The organism is Streptomyces sp. NPDC055254, assembly GCF_053606025.1.
Map to the genome: position 1 here is coordinate 21,827 of NZ_JBSGQV010000004.1, position 16,868 is coordinate 38,694.

Below are 16,868 nucleotides of genomic sequence, written 5' to 3' on the forward strand. Positions count from 1 at the left end.
GGCCGTGCCGCCGGGGGAAGCGAGCCGAGCCGCGTCCCCGAGAAGTGAGCGGTTCGGTCATCCGCTCGACGGTGGGGTCTTCCCGTTGTTCCGCCAAGCCGCGTACAGGCCGGTGACCAGTACGACGAAGGCCACGAGCAGCTCCGGCTCGACGCCGCGCAGCACCAGAAGCGTGCCGGCGGCCAGCACGGCGAGAAAGACGACGAGATCCTGGACTCCATGGATGCGCTTGAACACAGGAATTCCTCCGCGTGCCGGGGTGGTGTCTGTGACGATGGCATCCAGCGTCGCCACGGCATCGGCCGCTGCGGAAGGCGCAGCAGTGCTGCCGGTCGGCAGGCAGCAGCGGCAACGGGGGTGCGGGGCAACGATGAGTGAACTGAAGCCGGTCGACGGCGAACTGTCCCCCGAAGCGCGAGCGCTGGTGGAGGCGTTGCGCAGTCTCTTCGCCGGCCTGGGCATTTCCACCCGCCGCTATGCCGCCCGCCGCTCGTACGACTCCTCCACCGTGTCCCGGTACCTCAGCGGGCGACGGTTGCCGCCGTGGGAGTTCGTTCTCAACCTCATGCACGACGTCGCCGAGAAGCGGGGCACCACTCCGACACAGGACACGGTGGCCATGCTGCGTTCGTTGCACGCCGCGGCGGTGCGGTCGAGCAACAGCCCCGTCAGCAAGGTGCAGTTGCTGGAGCGAAAGCTGGCCGAAGCCGACGACGAGGCCCGGCGGGCGGCCACCCGGGAGCGCTGGTTGGAGGAGACCCTCCGGGACCGCGAACACCGCGTACGCGACCTGGAGTTGCACTACCTGGCATTGCAGGCCATGACGGGTGGGATGCCGTCGCACGGGATGGACGAGCCGACACCGTCCGAGGCCCCTCCGGAGGAGCACGCCCGGCTGCACGACGAGATCCGCAGGCTCCAGGACGAGCTGGCACGGGTCCGGGCCCTGCACCGCGATGCGGAGGAGCGCTGCAACCAACTGGAGCGCTTGCTCGCGGAGGCGGAGGGACAGGAGCGTCGGTCCGGCGGATCGGATCTGCTTCCGGCGGCGATCCCGTTCACCGGTCTCAAGGCTGAGCCACTCCCGCACTCGGCCGCCCCCACCAGCACGTCCTATCACTTCGGGGAGGTCCACGGCACCATCAACGTGTTCACCGACCTCTGGCGGGTGGACGAATCGTTCATCGCCGCAGTCACCGTCCGCATCAGACAAGGTGACGCGCACTTGGGCAACGGGCTCCTGCTCGATCCCCACAGCGTGCTCACCGCAGGCGTCCTGCTGAAGCGGAGCACGGAGTTCGGGGAACCGGGACAGCCGATCGAGGTCGTGGTCGGGGAGCAGGTGATCCGCGCCGTTCCGAGCGCGACCGTTGACCTGCCCGAGATCGGATCGGAGGTCACCAACTCCGTGGTCACCCTGCGCCTGGCCGAAGCGGCCCCCTTCCCCGAGCGACCGCTGTCCTTCGATTGGCGGCTCATTCCCGGTCGACAGTTGCTGGTGGGCGCTCAGGCGACCAGCGGCCCCTACTCGTGCCTCCTCGACGTCACCGGCCGCACCGGTGACTGGCTTCGCGTCACGGGTGAGATCGTCGGGGGACTCGCCGGCGCCCCGGCGTTCTCCAGTAGCGGGGAGGTAGCCGGTCTCGTGTTCGCGACGTACCAGAGTTCGAGAAACCGGGGGTTGGTGGTGCCTGCCGCGACCCTGCGCACATCCGGCGCACTGTCGTGACGTCGGATCGACCCGGCACGGTCCCGTACTACGACCCCCTCGGGGGCGACGGCCGGGAGGCCGTGCTGCGGGAGCGGGCCGCGCCGAACGGGCGCGCTCATCCCCGCGCGCGGAGGTACGCCTCCAGCTCGGCGGCGCCGGCCAGCATCGCACGCCCTCGGGCCGACAGTCGGCCGCGCCAGTCGTGCAGGGCGGCCTCCAGCGGCTCCAGCCCGCCGGCTGACCGTACGTGCGCGATCAGCGGGGCGATCTGCTCCAGCGGGTAGCCGCCGCGCCGGAGTTGGCGGGCGAGCCGGGCGTCCCGCACATCGGCGTCGGCGTACACCCGGTAGCCGGTCCGCGGGTCCCGGCGCGGGCGCACCAGTCCGGCGTGCTCCCAGGTGCGCAGCGTGGCGGGCCGGATCCCGAGCCTCCTCGCCAGCGGACCGATGAACGTCACGCCGGGCCCGGACGCCGGGCCCGGCCCGGACTCCGCCTCGGGTTCCAGGTCGCGCAGGGCGTTCTCCACGGCGTGCAGGGTCCGCCGGTCCTCCAGGAGCTGGGCGTGGCTCTCGTCGACGACGCGGAAGGCCTCGTCGACCGCGCCCCGGTGCACTGCCCCCATGATCGACGTCGCCGCCGCGTGACCGTGGCCCGGCAGCAGGGCCACGAACGCGCCCAGAGCAGCCGCGTGCAAGGGGGTGTAGGTGCGGTAGCCGTGCCGGGTCCGCGCGGCGGCCGGAAGGATGCCGGCCTCCTCGTAGTTCCTGACGGCCTGCGTGGACAGCCCGTGCGCACGTGCCAGGTCGATCGGCCTGAGCCGGTCGCCCCTTTGAAGGTTTCTCCCCATGATCCCGCCGGTTTCGCGCAGAAGTTTCAACCGAAGCTTCAACGATACCGTTGAAGGCATGGCAACTGACATCGAGGAAACCACCCGTGCCGTCGACGCCTCCGCCGTCATGGAGCTGCTCCCGGCCCGGCCCCGCCTGCTCGGCCTGGGCGAGCCCACCCACGGCGAGGACGCCCTGCTCGACCTGCGCAACGAGCTCTTCCGGCAGCTCGTCGAGCAGGAGGGCTACCGCGCCATCGCGATCGAGAGCGACTGCCTGGCGGGCCTGCTCGTGGACGCGTACGTCACCGCGGGCCCGGACACCGCCTCGGAGGCGAACGGGTCCTTCGACGCGGCCGCGACCGCCGCCGGGACCCTGGACGAGGTCATGGAGCGCGGATTCAGCCACGGCTTCGGCGCGTCCGCGGCCAACCGCGAACTCGTGCGCTGGATGCGCGCGTACAACGACCGCCGGCCCGCCTCCGAGCGGATCCGCTTCGCCGGCTTCGACGGCCCCCTGGAGATCACCGCTGCCGCGAGCCCCCGGCAGGCCCTCACCGCCCTGCACGGCTGTCTGGCGGCCCGGGTGGACGAGGGCCTGCTGCCCTGCACCGCGGAAACGCTCGACCATCTGCTGGGCGCCGACGACCGGTGGACCGAGCCCGCCGCGATGAGGGACCCGTCCCGGTCCGTGGGGAAATCGGCGGAGGCGAAGGAGCTGCGCCTGCTGACCGACGATCTGGTGGCGCTGCTCGACGCGCAGACGCCTCGCCTGACCACGGCGGCCTCCCGGGAGGACTGGGACCGGGCGCGCCTGTACGGGCGGACCGCCCTGGGCCTGCTGCGCTACCACTTCTGGATGGCCGACGCCTCACCGAGCCGCATGGCGCGGCTGATCGGCCTGCGGGGCCAGATGATGGCCGACAATCTCCTCGCCCTCGCCGAACGGGGCCCGGCCCTGGTGCATGCCCACAACCTCCACCTCCAGCGGAACGTGAGCACCATGCGGATGGACGGCCGGTCGGTGGAGTGGTGGAGCGCCGGCGGGCTCGTGAGCGCCCGGTTGGGCGAGGGGTACGCGTTCGTGGCCACCGCCCTCGGCACGATCGGGCACCGGGGCGTGGACGCGCCGCCGGCGGGCACGGTAGAAGGACTCCTGTACGCGCTTCCGCAGGACCGCTGCCTCGTCGACGCCCCCCGGCTGGCCACCGCGTTGGGCGGCACGCCGCCCGCCCCGCGCGTGTCCCCGTACCACGGCTACTTCCCGGTGGACCCGGCGCACCTGGCCGATGTCGACGGGATCGTGTTCCTCAAGGACATCCCGCAGGACTGAGGGGCCGCGCCGGCCCGGTCCTCTGCTCGCCGCCCGCCACCCGGCCGCTCGGGCCGGCCCCCGGCGCCCTCAGCGTCGCTCGCCGGCGGCGCGTGCCACGACTTCCATCGGTACGTGGTCGGGGTGCGCCATCGCGGAGGCCGCTTCGCGGGGGCTGTGCCCGGGGACGGGACGCAACTGCCAGCGGGCCAGGAGCGTCGCGAGGACGATGGTGGCCTCAGTCCACGCGAACGCGTCGCCGATGCACCTGCGGTTGCCCGACCCGAAGGGTACGAACGCCTCGCGCGGGATGTGCGCGCGGCGCTCGGGCAGCCACCGGTCCGGGTCGAAGCGGTCCGGGTCCGCGTACAGCGCCGGGTCGCGGTGCAGGGCGTAGAGGCTGAAGCCGACCTCCTTGCCGGCGGGGATCGTGAACCCCCCGAGCTCGACCTCCTCCGTGGTGCGGCGCATCAGGAGCGTGACGCCGTGCAGGCGGATCACCTCGTCCAGCACCCGCCGGATGCCGACCAGGCGGGGGACGTCCTCCATGGTCACCGGGCGGGTGCCGACGATCTCGTCGACCTCGGCCACCAGCTGCTTCTCGACCTCCGGGTGACCGGCGATCTCGTGGAGGGCCCAGGAGAGGGTGGACGCCGTGGTCTCGGTGCCGGCGAACAGGATGGTGACGAGCTCGTCCCTGACCTCCTCGTCGGTGAGCGCCTCCCCGGTGTCCGCGTCGCGTGCCGCCAGCAGCACGGACAGCAGGTCGGCCTGATCGGTGCGCCCCGACCGGCGGGTGCCCGCGATGACGTCGTCGATGACCTGGCGCATGCTGTGCGCGGCGGCGTCGAACGCCCGGTTGGGGGGAATGGGGAGGCGGTCCAGCAGTTTGGGGGACGCGGCCCGCAGCAGCATGTTCTTCAGGATGACGGGCAGGTCCCGGCGGACGGCCCCGACGGCGGGCCGGCCGAAGTCGGTGGAGAACATGGTCTCGGCGAGGATGTCGATGGCCAGCTCCCCCATCACCTGCTCGACGGCGATGCGCCGGCCCGGGGTCCAGGACTCGGCGAGGGCGACGGCCCGGTCGCTCATGATCTGCGCGTAGTCGGCGATGCGCGCCTGGTGGAACATGGGCTGGATGAGCCGGCGGTGGCGGCGGTGGACGTCTCCGCCGGCCGTGGCCAGGCCGTTGCCCACCAGAGGCCGCACCCGGTCGTACAGTCGGCCCTTCTCGAAGGCGCGGGCCTGGGTGACCGTGACGTCGCGGACGAGTTCGGCGCTGGTGACGACGTAGAGCGGCATCGTGCCCAGGTCGACGCGCACCAGGTCGCCGACCTCTGTGAGCGACCGCAGGAACTGCAGCGGCTGACGTCCCAGCTTCCAGGCGTGCCCGAGGAGCGGCATCCCCCCCGGGGCACGCGGGACCGCCTTCAACGGTAGTGACACGCCGAATCCTTTCTTCTACGGGGTCGCGGTGACGGGCTCGAACGGAGCGCGGCCGGGGGTGAGCTGATGGGCCGCGCGCGCGGGTGCGGCGGGGAGCAGGTCCCACCACCAGGAGATCGCGGGAATCTCCAGGGGATCGGGACGGTCGTCGCTCGGCGAGTCCGTGAAGTGCGTGGGCAGGGCGGCCGGATCCTCGGGCGTGGTGTAGCGCAGTGAGGAGATCCCCCAGTCCTGTGAGCCGCGGATGAAGGAGGCGAGGCTCTGGAGGTACTGCCGCAGCTGCGGGCTCGCACCGTCCAGCAGGGAGTCCCAGAGGCGCAGGAAGGCGCACATCACCCGGTCGCGTTGACCGATCGCCATGGTCAGGGCCTGGTCGAGGGTGATCGCGTACTCGTGCTGGAGCACCCGCAGGACATTGAGGTAGTAGCCGGTGCCCCGGCTCTCCTTGTGGTGGGAGAAGAGGTCGTTGTCCCAGGTGATGACGAAGGAGGCCATCTCCGCCGCCGCCCGCACGTCCGGCCGCTCCCGCTCGTGCGCGGCGAGTTCGTACCCGTGCCCCATCTCCAGCAGCGGGAACACCACCGTGGTCGCCCCGTCGTAGAGGCGCATCAGGGTGTAGTCGTTGAGCGAGGGCACCGTGCCCGCGGTGCGGTGGGAGGACTCCCACACGACGGAGAAGAAGTACTCGCGCAGTGCGGAGACCCAGGCCGCGGTCTGACCGGCGGTGCCGTACCGGGCGACCCTGCGCCGGAGGTCCCGCAGGCCTCGGGCGAGCGGGTCGTCGAGGAGCATCGGGGCCTCCGGGTTCTGCGCCACGCGCAGCAACCGGTGCAGCGCGGCGGTCAGATCGCCCGGTCTTCGGCCCAGGGGGCCTTCCTCGCAGAACCCGTCGTCCACGCCGAAGAGCCACAGCACGAAGTCGGAGAGGAGGGCGACGACCTCCTCGTGGCCCGCGGGCAGGATCCGGGCCGAGAAGGTACCGATGTCGTGTCGGACGAGCCTGCCGCGCAGTTCCTCGGAGCCGATCGCGAACGTCTCGGCCCAGGCGGCCGTCTGGGCGTCGACGGCCGCGTGCCGCGGATGGATGGCGGGCGGTATGGGAGCGTAGGTGGGCGGAACTATGAACTCGGGGCCCTGCCTCATTCTTGATCCCCTCTCAGCCGTCCGTGCGAACCCCTGACCACACAAGGGCGGTGTGGGTCTGTGCCGGAGGCACACTCAACGCCTGGCATGGGTGATCAACATCCCGGCGATGGTACCCACCGGAATCCGCCCGTCCAAGAGGTCCCCGGATCGGCACCGCAGCGGTACCGATCGATCGGGGACCGGTGGGCGACGGGCAGGCGGCCGGCAGACCACCGGTCGGCGACGGGCAGACGCCGGGCCGGTCAGCGCCGGGACAGCAGGGACTTCCACCACGGGCGACGCGCGGGCCCGGCGCCCGACGGCACGGCCGACGGTTCCCCCGGGGCCACCCCGGCGAGGTCCGGCAGCCGAACCCGGGAGCGCGTGGTCGAGCCGTCCCCCGCCGTTGCCTGCCGTGCCGGGAAGGTGACGGGCAGCGTGTCCACGCGCTGGGACACCCAGGAGGTGCTCGTCCGGAGCTCGTCCTCGGGGACCGTGAGCGTCAGACCGGGCAGCTCCGTCATCAGGGTGTCGATGGCCTCGGCCGCGATGGCCCGGCCGATGTCCTGCCCGGGACACTCGTGCGGACCGCTGCTGAACGCGAGGTGCGAGCGATTCCCGTGGACCGGGGCGGTCAGGTCGGGGCGGATCTCCGGATCGGCGTTGCCCGCCGCCACTCCCAGCAGCAGCATGTCGCCCTTGCGGATCTGCTGACCGCCGAGGACCGTGTCGCCCGTCGCCCAGCGTCCCGGTATGACCGACAGCGGCGGCGCGTCCCACAGCACCTGCTCCAGCGCGTCGGGCAGCGTCATGTGGCCGCCGGCCAGGTTCGCGCGGAAACGCGGGTCGGTGAGCACCATCTTGAGCGTGTTCGCGATCAGGTTCACCGTCGTCTCGTTCGCGGCGACGAGCACGAGACGCAGATGCTCCATGACCTCGTCGTCGCTCAGACCGGACTCGTGGCCGATGAGCCAGCTGGCGAGGTCGCGGCCGGGCGTCTCCTTCTTACGCCTGACCAGCTCCCGCAAGGTGACGACGAGGAAGTCGTTGCTGGCCAGCGCAGTCTCGGTGCCCTTCATCAGGTCGAGGCAGGCGCTCACGAGCCGGGGACCGTACTCCTCCGGCATCCCGAGGAGCTGCGTCATGACGAGCATGGGGAGCTTCTCGGCGTACTGGGGTACCAGGTCGGCCCGGCCGGTCTCGGCGAACGTGCCGACGAGCTGCTTCGTGTGGCGGACGACATAGCGGCGCACGCCGCGACGGTCGAACTGGGCCAGGCTGTCGGTGACGGCTCCGCGCAGTCGCTGGTGCTCCTCGCCGTCGGCGAAGACGCAGATGGGCTGCCAGCCGACGGTCGGCCCCAGGGGGGAGTCCGCCGCGACCCGCCCCTCCTCGAACATCCGCCAGCGGCGCGAGTCGCGCGAGAAGAGCGAGGGGGTGCGTGCCACGTCGAGGTTCTCGCGGTGGCCCAGTACCAGCCAGGCGGGGAGGTCGCCGTGCAGCAGGACCGGCGCGACCGGGCCGTACTGCCGGCGGAGCCGCTCGTAGAGCGCTGCCGGGTTCCGCTCCGCCTCGGGTCCGTAGAGCCGGGACGTGCCCGCGGCGCCCTGCCCGTGCGCAGGACAGCCCGGGGGCGGCACGAGAGCGGAACCGTCGCTGGGGTGTTCTGGACGCAGGGTACTCACAAGGCCTCCGAAGCCGCTGTCGTTTGGGACGGAGGACACGCGAGCGCGCGGGCGGGGGCGCCGGTGCCGCGCTCACAGTGTCACTGGCACCGGTCCGTCGACCACGCCGGTGTGGTCATACAAGATCCCGAGCCGAAGGCAGCATATCGCTCGCCGAAATCGGCCGAGCACGGTGGGAATTCAGGACAGGGCCGCGGAACTGGCCGGTCCGTTGCACCACTTGATCGGGGCCGACCGGCGGTGATCACGCCGAGTGGAGCGGCCAGTAGAGTGCTCGGGGCCCGTGCCGCGCCGGCGGCCCCCATCCCCGAGAGGAGAGCCAGCACGATGGACGAGGACCTCTGGGCGCTGATCACCGAGACCGCCGCCCTCACCGGTCTCCTGGAGGAGCTCACCGCCGCCGAACGCGCCGGTACCCCGCCCCCGCCCGCGAAGGAGCGCGAGTACCTGCTGCGCCGCGCGATCGTCGGGCAGCTGCACTTCGCGGTCAGCCCCGCCGATCCGGGCGTCGCCGAGCAGGCGCGCGCGTGCGCGGACCGGCTGCGGGACTGGGACACCGGCCACCACACCTCCCGCGGCCCCGTCGCGGCCGCCGATCCGCGCTGGGGCGGCCCGGAGGGCGCGCGGGAGTACGTGCTCCAGGAGGCCGAGGCCGCCGCGTAGGACCCGTCCCGGACCGGCGGCACCCCCGCATCGCCCGTCATACCCGCGTCACTCGTACTCCGTGCCGCCCTTGCGGGTCAGGTACGCCGGGCTGACCGCCTTCGCTATGGCGCGACCGCCGACGATCGGGCTGTACCGCTCGGACACCGGCCGGATCACGACGCCCTCGCGCAGGTGCAGGCTCCGCCCGGACACCGTCTCCCGCCCGCTCGCCACCTCCAGTACCGCGCCGAGCTCGTACGGGCCCTCGTACAGCTTTGGCACCAGCGGAAGTTCGCCGTCCGCGAGCACGGACGCGGGGTCGAACCACCGCACCTGCCCGTCGATCTCGGCGGACACGTCGAAGACGGCGTACCCGGGCGGTGTGTCGGCGGTGCGCACGTCGTGGCCGTACGCGAGGTCCTGGACCCCCGCCCCGTACACCTCGGCGAAGATCCCGACCCGGGTCGCGCCGAGCCGCGCGGCGAGTCCCGCGGCGACGGAACGTACGGCGTGGCCGTGCACGGCACGCCAGTACAGGTTGCGCTCGTCCTCCTGGAGCGCCAGACCCTTCGCGCCGAAGCCTTTGGAGGAGACCAGGGTCCGCTCGCCCTCGACCACGTACGTGAACAGGCAGGCCGTCCCGTGCAGTTTCTCGGTGAGGACGACGGGCTCACCGGGTTCGAACAGCTCCGGGTAGCGCTGGAGGTTCTCGATGTCCACCCACGGCATCAGGTCGGGGGCTGCCTCGACGTCGCCGCTCATGTGGGTCGGTATCACCGGCGCCCACTTGGTGATGCCGAGCGGTTCCGCGAAGTCCGTTCCCTCCTTCGCGGCGAGTTCCAGGTCGACGCCGTCGAGGGCGCGCGGCCGGCAGACCAGGCCCTGCGAGAGCTCACCGCGCAGCCGGACGGCCTTGACCCGGTCGGCGGAACTCCCGGAGAGGCGGCCGGTCAGCCCCAGCTCCTCGATCAGCTCGGCGGGCAGGACGGCCTGTTCGGGTATGTAGAGGGCGAAGTCGCCCGTGCGGTAGACGCCCTTGGCGACCACAGCGCGGTACAGGCCCACTTGGGCCAGTTCCAACGCGTCGGCGTTCGGATGCTCGTGGACGGTCAGCTCTTCGACCGTGACGCGCAGTGCGGACATGGGGACCCCCTGGGAATTGCGACGTGGAGAGATCGGGACAACGACGGTGCAGGGCGGGCCGGCGGGGCGGACCACCCCTCCCGGTGGCCCGGCGCCGGCTGCGAAGTCCACTCTCGGGCCGATATTTTCGCTGGTCCAGCACTTATCGCGATGCTAATCTGCCGCGCCGCCGGCGGGCCGGCCGCAGGGCGCCCGCCGATTGCCCGTGACCGGAACAGCGCGGCGCTGACGTCGCTCAGCTCGGGAACGAACTCGCCCGGGTTCGGCATCCGCGAGATCGAGGTGTTCGACATGGCTGGGTCTCCTTCGGTCCGGTGTCCGCACCCACCTGACGGACCGGACCCGGCGGATGTGACCGGACGGCGACGAAGGTTTCTTCTGTCACTCGAACGCGGCCCGGGTGGCGGGGCCGTAGATGCCACGGGGGTCGCCCGTGATGTTGCGGTCGCTCTGGAGTTGGGAGACGCCTCGGCGGGTGTTGCCGTCGTAGACGCCGGTGACGTTGACGTACGTGAACCCCTGCGCTCGGAGGCGCTCCTGGAGGGTCCGCACCTCCGGGCCGCGGTCGCCGGGGCGGAGGGTCCCGTCCTCGGCCGTCGTGGCCGGTGAGGTCGGGCGGGTGGCGGACGGGCCCGGCGCGCCGGTCGGCGACTGCACCTTCTGGCTGGTGGACCGGTCGGGCGTGGGTGAGGGCGAGAGGGAGGGCGAGGGCGACCCGGGTGCGGAGGCGGGTTCGTCGGTGACGGCCGCCCGGCTGTGCGCGGGGAGGACCGGATTGGGCAGCCGGAGCGGCGGTGAGGCTTTGGGCGGCGCCGCGTCCGGCCCGAGCAGCACGGACGCCAGAGCGCCGACCGCCGCGAGCGCGAGCAGGGTGAGGACGGCCACCTTCAGCCGGCTGCCGCCGCGACCGTCCTCGGCCGGGGACACGGCCGGACGGCCTCCGGCGGCGGGTGCGGCGGTGGGGTAGGGCACGGATCCGGCCGCGCGGGGTCCCGTCGGACCGGGGAAGGCCGGCGGGCCGCTCTCCGGCCAGGCCGGGCCGGGGGGCGGCTCCGAACCCGGGAAAGCGGCGGGCCCGGGGACGAACAGGGGCGACGGCGGGGACGAGGACGCCGGGCCCGGCACGGGCGCGTACGGGCGCACGAGGCGGCGGTCGTCGGGGGTGGCCGCACCGCGCTGAACGGGTTCGTGGGACATGGTGTCTCCCAGCGGGCGGGGGGCGGCGCGACGCCTCCTCCCCACCCCGCCGGTCAGGCTGCCCGCCGCCGTGCGGCCTGGGGCGCCGGGGCAGGGCATCGGCGGGCCGTCGCGGCCGCGCCGCGCGTGCCGCGGGTAGCGCGCGTGCCGCGGGTAGCGCGCGTGCCGCGGGTAGCGCGCGTGCCGGGGGCGAGGGAACCGCCGGCCATGGCCGAGGCGGGCGACGGGCGGACGGGTACGGACATCTGCGGCATCTCCGAAGTGCGGCTCAAGCAGCGGTAACGGCGGTAACAGTGCTTCTCGGTCGGCGCACTCTCGCCCTCCGGGGCGGCCCCGTCAAGCCGGTTGTCCGATCCGTCCCCTTGTTTCCCATCCGGCAGCCCGCTGGTCCGGCAGTCGGTCGGTCAGTCGGCCAGTCAGTCCGCTGGTCGGTCAGCCGGTCAGCCGGTCAGCGCTTACGCGCGCCGCCGGATCGCCCCACCCCCAGCAGGTGCGGAACCCCGAATGTTCGGGCCGGGCCCGGGAGCGGGCGTGGAGACGGGCCCGGGAGCCTGACCCCCGGTCGGCGCGGGACGTCCACCGGGCACGGACGCCGACCCCTGCCGACGCGGGACCGTGGTGCGTACGGGCGCCGAACCCCGCGCCGGCTCGGGGCCCCCGGTGGGCCCGGCCGCGGGCCGCCCACGGGCGTGGGAGCGGGCAGGGGTTGCCGGACGCGACGGCTGAACTCACGGGACGTTACTCCGTACGGGAGACCTGCGGGCCGTCCGAGCGGCCGGAGCAGCACGCGACTCCGGGGGTCGCCCCTCCCCCGCCATCCGCACTGCCGTTCCCCTCTCTCACCCCCTTCCGGTATTGCCCGGCCGGTCAACCCCGATCCGCACGGGGCCGCCCCGCCCACCCCGCCTCGTCACGGCCCGTCCACGCCCCGGTCCGGGCTCGCCCGCCCCGGTCCGGCCCGTTCGTTCTCGCTGCTCCCCACCGCATCGTCGGCGGGTGCCCGTGCGCGACCGAACCGGTGCCGTTCCCGCTCCCGTCACCCGGACGCGTGAGGCCGGGGAGCGGGGCCGGCCGGGCCTTGCGGCATGGTGGCCGCATGCAGTTGCACCGTGCCGTGCCCCTCTCCCTCGTCGCGCTCCTCGCGAGCGCCGGCTGCGTCTCCGTCAGCCCCGGAGCCCCGGTGCCGGCACGCGGTCCCCTACCGCCGGTCAGCGCTCTCGACGCGCCTTCACCCGTCTCACCCGGACCACCCGACTCGCCCGTCGAGTTCGCGCCCCTCCCCCTGGGACAGCTCCCCCTGGCGGACGGCCCGGGCGCGGAGGCGGGCCCCGACGCCCCGCCGGAGCGGCCGTCAGGCCGGGCGGCCCGTCCGCCCGCCGCGCGGCCCGCGAAGCCGGCGGCGCCGCCCCGGCGCGTCCGCCCGCCGGGACCCGCAACCGCCCACCCGCACCGGCCGCCCGGCCGCCCTCCGGTCCGGCCGCCCGGCACGGTGGAGCTGTGCGCGGCCGCGGAAGGGACGGTCCCGCCGTCGATCGTCGATCTCTGCCGGCAGTACGGGCGCTGATCCGCCCCATCTGCCCCGCCGGCGACGTGATCGCGCGCGGCTCGACCGTCCCCGGTCCGCGATGATGCGAAGGGTCCTGTTCCGCTCGCTGCGCCGGAGGCCGCTGCGGGAGCGGCTGTTCGGCGGCAACCGCGAGTCGTGGCGGGAGTGGCTGAGTGCCGCCCACGCGGTCGGTGGTCCCGGACCCGGACGAGCCCCGCCGCGCCGAGATCCTGCGGCGGGGCCGGGAACCGGAGTTCGCCCCGCTACGGATGGTCCGGCCGCGCTCCCCACGGGCCGCCGGTGCCTGGCCGGGCGCGCGGCGTCAGGAGGAGCGGCGCCAAGCGATCACGTTCGCTCCGGAGCGGTCTCCGCGGGCGTGGGCGCAGCGGCGTGCCGTGTCGTGCCGGACCTCGCGCAGCCGCCGCATGGTGGTGTGGCGCCGGCGCCGCCACTCGCCGCGCGGCAGGACGGCGCGCTGACCACCGCCCGCGATCAGGGCGTTGACCGGGGTCATGGGATCGGCGGCCAGCGCCTTGGCGAGCAGGACGCCGACCACGAGCGGGACCAGGGCCACGGCCAGGGCCGAACCGGCGGTGGTCACGTGCTGCATGCGCGGGCGGGCAGCGCCGCGCGGGGCGTCGGAGGTCATGCGCCCATTCGACCAGCGGCTGCGCGCGAGGGAATCGGGGCGGATACTCAGGCCGTTGGGCACGAGGTACTCAGACGGACGGGGTGATCGGTGATGTCCGTACCCGGGCAGGGCTTCGAGGCCGCGACGGGCGACGGCCCGGAGCCGCACGACGGCCGGGCGGCGGAGCTGCGCACGGCGTACGAGGGGCTGCTGCAGATCCGCCGTCTGGTGAACGGTCCGGCCGGTACGGGAGTTCCCGCGCCGTGGGAGCTGCGCCGGCTGCCGCACGCGGTGGCCCTCGTACTGGAGGCGGCGGGACTCCCTCCGTCAGCGGTGGACGCGCGGGGGCGGCGGACGCGGACGGGCTACCGGGTGAGCGCCGCCGCGTCGGGGCCCGGCCGGGTCGAGGTGACCTGGCTCGGTCCGCCGGGCGGCGGCGCGGCGGAGGAGGAACAGGAACGGCTGACGGCCTGTGCGGCCGCGCTGGAACGGCTGGGATGGGTCTGCCTGATGTACCGGGGTCCGCGCCGCCGCCGCTTCCTGGAGGTGGAACCCCCGCGCTGACGGCGCGGGACCGAGGACCCGGTTTCGCTCCGGCGCCTTCACCGTCGCGCGCGGAACGCCCTGCCCGGTGGGCGAGCCGGCCGGGGCGTCGTGCCTCGGCCGGCTCACCGGGGCTCTGTCAGGGGGCGCCGAAGGTCAGGGCCAGCCGCGGCGTGCCCTCGTTGGCCTGTGCCTCCGAGGACCACAGCCACAGGGCGTCCGTGCCCGTGCTGCTCAGCGCCAGGGAGTACCCGCTCCCCAGCGCCGCCGCGATCGGCGCGGTGTGCAGTCCGGCGGTGTGCACCGCCGAGCCGTCCGGGATCCCCGGGAAGCTGCCGAGCGCCGGGCCGCCCAGTGCGGGCCGGTTGGCGTACGTCGTCCCGTCCTCGGTCCAGGAACCGGTGACCGGGACCACCGAGACGGTGTCCGTCGTACCGGCTCCGCTCATCGTGCTCGTCTTCACGCCGAGCACGGCCGACTTCAGCACGGTGCCCGGCGGCGCGGCGGGCAGGTCGAAGCGGAGGTACGAGGCGTAGAACGAGGTGCCGCGCACGGCGAGCGAGCCGGAGGTCCCGTAGTTGGCGGCGGGGGCGCCCGCGTTGGCGTAGGTGTCGGCGGCGGCCGTCACCTCCACGACGGAGTCCGCCGGTGCGGTGGCGAGGGCGTGGTGGTGCTGCACCTGCGCGGCGCCGAGGACGGTCGGGTAGACGGCGGTCTCGTCCAGTTGTCCGGCCCAGTACTCGCTGAGGGGCCGGTCCGGCCAGCCGCCGAGGCTGTCGCCGCCCGCGTGCCAGTAGCCCGAGAAGTTCTCGTGCGCGGTGACGTCGAGGGTGCCCTTCGGGACGCCGTCCACGTACAGGACCATCCCGCCGGGACCCTGGGTGGCGACCACGTGGTGCCAGCTGTTGTCGTTGTACCGCTGGGGGCCGCCGGTGGTGATGGTGCGGGTCGCGCCGGTGTAGACGCCGAAGACGAGCCGCCCGTCGTTGGTCATGTAGAGGTGCTTGTCGTACTGACTGCTGCCGCGCTCCTGGTTGTTGCCGAAGCCGACGAGCTTGCCGCCCCGGGTGGTGCCCGTCCTGAACCAGGTCTCGATGGAGTAGGTCGCGCCCACGGTCTGCCGCTGGTCCCCGTACACCTGGGTGTCGGTACCGTTGAAGCCGATGGCGGTGCTCGGGCCCGAGACGGCGCCGGGGGCTTGGCGCAGCGCGGGAGCGTTCAAGTGGACGCCGCTGCGGTTGCCGCCGGCGGAGGAGTCTGCGGCGAAGGGCAGTGCCGGCTCGTCGTAGCGCCAGTACTGCTGGGCGCCGTCCGCGCGGACCTGGTTCGGGTAGCCGTCCGCCGTCAGCGGGACCGTCACGGCCGCCGTCCCGGACAGGGCGCTGGTGTTGCCCGCGGCGTCGGTCGCGGTGACCCGGTACGCGTACGACCGGCCGGGCACGACGGTGGTGTCGGTCCAGGAGGCCTGCGGGCGGCGGAAGAACAGGGAGTCCGCCGTGACCGTGGCGATCGGGGCGGCCGCGCCGTCGCGGTGGATCCGGTAGGTCAGCGCGCTGTCGTCCAGGTCGAGGCTGGTGCGCCAGCGCACCTGGGCCTCGCCGGGCTTGAAGCTGACCGCGCTCGCGAGGGGGGCCGTGGGGGCGCCCGTGTCGCCGGTGGAGGCGAAGCGGGTCAGGCTCTGCTGCGCCGCGCCGTTGACGGTGGTGAACTCGCCGCCGACCCACAGGTACTGGACGCCGGCTTTGGAACCGACCGTCATCACGCGCGGACCGATGCCCTCGCCGATGCCGTCGTTGGTGTCGGGGGCCCAGCCGAGCTTGGCCGTGCCGCTGGTGGGCTGGGCGAGCAGGTGGTGGCGCCGACCGTCGGGGAACTCGCCGACGCTGGAGCAGTCGTGGGCGTGCGAAGCGCTGTAGAGGACGCTCCGGTACGGCAGCACGGCCTGGGTGGCGCCCAGGCAGGTGTCGCGCCAGCGCTGGGTGAAGCCGGACAGGTCGAGCCCGATCCGGCCGTCGAAGACGCCGCCGCCCGTGCCCTCGTTGGCGGTGTAGAAGCCGGTCTCGTCGGTCGCGATGTCCTTGACGACCGAGTTGGTCTCGATGAAACCGGGGTATGCCGTGGTGAGCGCGCCGGTGGTGGCGTTCACCACGGCCAGTGCGTGCGTGTTCGCGCCGTTGACGGTGAAGAAGTCGCCGCCGAGGATCACGTGCGCGCCGTCCGGGGTGACCTCGACGGCGCGGCCCGGTTCGTCCGCGTTCGCGGTGAAGGGTTTGAGCGCCCCGTCGGTGGCGTCGACCGCGGCGAAGCGCTGGCGGGGCCGGCCCGCGACGGTGAGGAAGTCGCCGCCCGCGTACACGGTGTCCCCGGTGACGGCCAGGGCCCGTACGGTGGCCGCGAAGGCGGGGCGGAACGACGGCTCGACGGTACAGGTCGCCACGTCGACAGCGGCGAGGCTGGAGACGGGAGTGCCGTTGACGGCTCCGAAGTAGCCGCCGACGTACAGCGTGCTCTTGTCCGGGGAGAGTGCGAGGGCGCGCACGGTGGCGGTGCCCGCGCCGACGGTGAAGGACAGCGCGCAGGAGGTCGGGGCGCCGGTCGCGGCGTCGAGCGCCACGAAGTTGACGGCCGGCCGCTCGCTGCCGCCGCCGCCCGCGGGCGGCCGTACGGTGGAGAAGGTGCCTCCGGCGAAGATCTGGCCGCCCGCCTCGGCGAGGGCCCAGACGACGCCGTTGGGCTGCCAGGTCGCCAGCGGGTCCGCGGTGAAGGCGACGGGCGGGGTGAGTGCCGCGGCCGGCGGGGCGAGGCCGAGGCCCGCTCCCGCCGCGGCTGCGGCCAGGGACAGGACGAGCGCGGCGGCCGGCCCTCGGGATCTACGCATGAACCCCCCAGTTCGGTGTGCGGGACGACCGTAGGGCGCGCGACCGTCGGGTCATGGCCGAAACAGCCGAACGGCCGCCCGCGACCATGCGCGTACGGGCGCACCCTAGGGGGATTCGGCGCTCGATTCATCCCCCCTGACGCATCGGATGCCGAACTGCGCCGGGCAGTGAGCGGCCGG

At 73.6% G+C, this 16,868-nt stretch carries 13 protein-coding genes; 4 read left to right on the forward strand and 9 right to left on the reverse strand.

The window, feature by feature from the left end:
• Positions 1-57 precede the first annotated feature (57 nt).
• The gene (locus ACWFQ8_RS05595) at positions 58-237 is read right to left on the reverse strand and encodes a hypothetical protein (protein ID WP_453784901.1); all 180 of its coding nucleotides are present in this window, start codon (positions 235-237) and stop codon (positions 58-60) included.
• 133 nt (positions 238-370) lie between these two features.
• On the opposite strand from ACWFQ8_RS05595, the gene ACWFQ8_RS05600 reads away from it, so the two are divergent.
• Entirely contained in the window at positions 371-1,729 is a 1,359-nt protein-coding gene (locus tag ACWFQ8_RS05600; protein WP_453784902.1) for a hypothetical protein, read from the forward strand.
• A 97-nt stretch (positions 1,730-1,826) separates the two neighbouring features.
• Here the strand turns inward: ACWFQ8_RS05600 and ACWFQ8_RS05605 are convergent, their stop codons facing one another.
• Positions 1,827-2,558, reverse strand: a complete 732-nt coding sequence (locus ACWFQ8_RS05605) for a TioE family transcriptional regulator (protein WP_453784903.1) — start codon at positions 2,556-2,558, stop codon at positions 1,827-1,829.
• Positions 2,559-2,616: 58 nt separating this feature from the next.
• On the opposite strand from ACWFQ8_RS05605, the gene ACWFQ8_RS05610 reads away from it, so the two are divergent.
• Positions 2,617-3,870, forward strand: a complete 1,254-nt coding sequence (locus ACWFQ8_RS05610) for an erythromycin esterase family protein (RefSeq protein ID WP_453784904.1) — start codon at positions 2,617-2,619, stop codon at positions 3,868-3,870.
• A 69-nt stretch (positions 3,871-3,939) separates the two neighbouring features.
• Here ACWFQ8_RS05610 and ACWFQ8_RS05615 read toward each other — a convergent pair whose 3' ends face one another.
• From ACWFQ8_RS05615 to ACWFQ8_RS05625, 3 genes are all read right to left on the reverse strand, one after another.
• Complete coding sequence (locus ACWFQ8_RS05615) at positions 3,940-5,295, reverse strand: cytochrome P450 (RefSeq protein WP_453784905.1); 1,356 nt, start codon at positions 5,293-5,295, stop codon at positions 3,940-3,942.
• A gap of 15 nt (positions 5,296-5,310) precedes the next feature.
• Positions 5,311-6,438, reverse strand: coding sequence for a selina-4(15),7(11)-diene synthase (locus ACWFQ8_RS05620; protein ID WP_453784906.1), 1,128 nt, complete (start codon positions 6,436-6,438; stop codon positions 5,311-5,313).
• Positions 6,439-6,683: 245 nt separating this feature from the next.
• The gene (locus ACWFQ8_RS05625; protein ID WP_453784907.1) at positions 6,684-8,105 is read right to left on the reverse strand and encodes a cytochrome P450; all 1,422 of its coding nucleotides are present in this window, start codon (positions 8,103-8,105) and stop codon (positions 6,684-6,686) included.
• Positions 8,106-8,432: 327 nt separating this feature from the next.
• Between ACWFQ8_RS05625 and ACWFQ8_RS05630 the strand changes: the two genes are divergently transcribed.
• Positions 8,433-8,768: a hypothetical protein gene (locus ACWFQ8_RS05630; RefSeq protein ID WP_453784908.1), complete on the forward strand. Its 336-nt coding sequence runs from the start codon at positions 8,433-8,435 to the stop codon at positions 8,766-8,768.
• A gap of 48 nt (positions 8,769-8,816) precedes the next feature.
• Here the strand turns inward: ACWFQ8_RS05630 and ACWFQ8_RS05635 are convergent, their stop codons facing one another.
• From ACWFQ8_RS05635 to ACWFQ8_RS05645, 3 genes are all read right to left on the reverse strand, one after another.
• Entirely contained in the window at positions 8,817-9,893 is a 1,077-nt protein-coding gene (locus ACWFQ8_RS05635; protein WP_453784909.1) for an RNA ligase (ATP), read from the reverse strand.
• A 381-nt stretch (positions 9,894-10,274) separates the two neighbouring features.
• On the reverse strand, positions 10,275-11,090 hold the full coding sequence (locus tag ACWFQ8_RS05640) for a peptidoglycan-binding protein (RefSeq protein ID WP_453784910.1): 816 nt from the start codon (positions 11,088-11,090) through the stop codon (positions 10,275-10,277).
• 1,868 nt (positions 11,091-12,958) lie between these two features.
• Positions 12,959-13,285, reverse strand: coding sequence for a hypothetical protein (locus ACWFQ8_RS05645; RefSeq protein ID WP_453784911.1), 327 nt, complete (start codon positions 13,283-13,285; stop codon positions 12,959-12,961).
• A 93-nt stretch (positions 13,286-13,378) separates the two neighbouring features.
• Here ACWFQ8_RS05645 and ACWFQ8_RS05650 point away from each other — a divergent pair, with 93 nt between their 5' ends.
• A complete protein-coding gene (locus ACWFQ8_RS05650) occupies positions 13,379-13,831 on the forward strand; it encodes a hypothetical protein (RefSeq protein ID WP_453784912.1) in 453 nt (150 codons plus the stop codon).
• A gap of 118 nt (positions 13,832-13,949) precedes the next feature.
• Here the strand turns inward: ACWFQ8_RS05650 and ACWFQ8_RS05655 are convergent, their stop codons facing one another.
• Positions 13,950-16,688 carry a DNRLRE domain-containing protein gene (locus tag ACWFQ8_RS05655; RefSeq protein WP_453784913.1) on the reverse strand — a complete coding sequence of 913 codons (2,739 nt, stop codon included), beginning with the start codon at positions 16,686-16,688 and terminating at the stop codon, positions 13,950-13,952.
• Positions 16,689-16,868 lie beyond the last annotated feature (180 nt).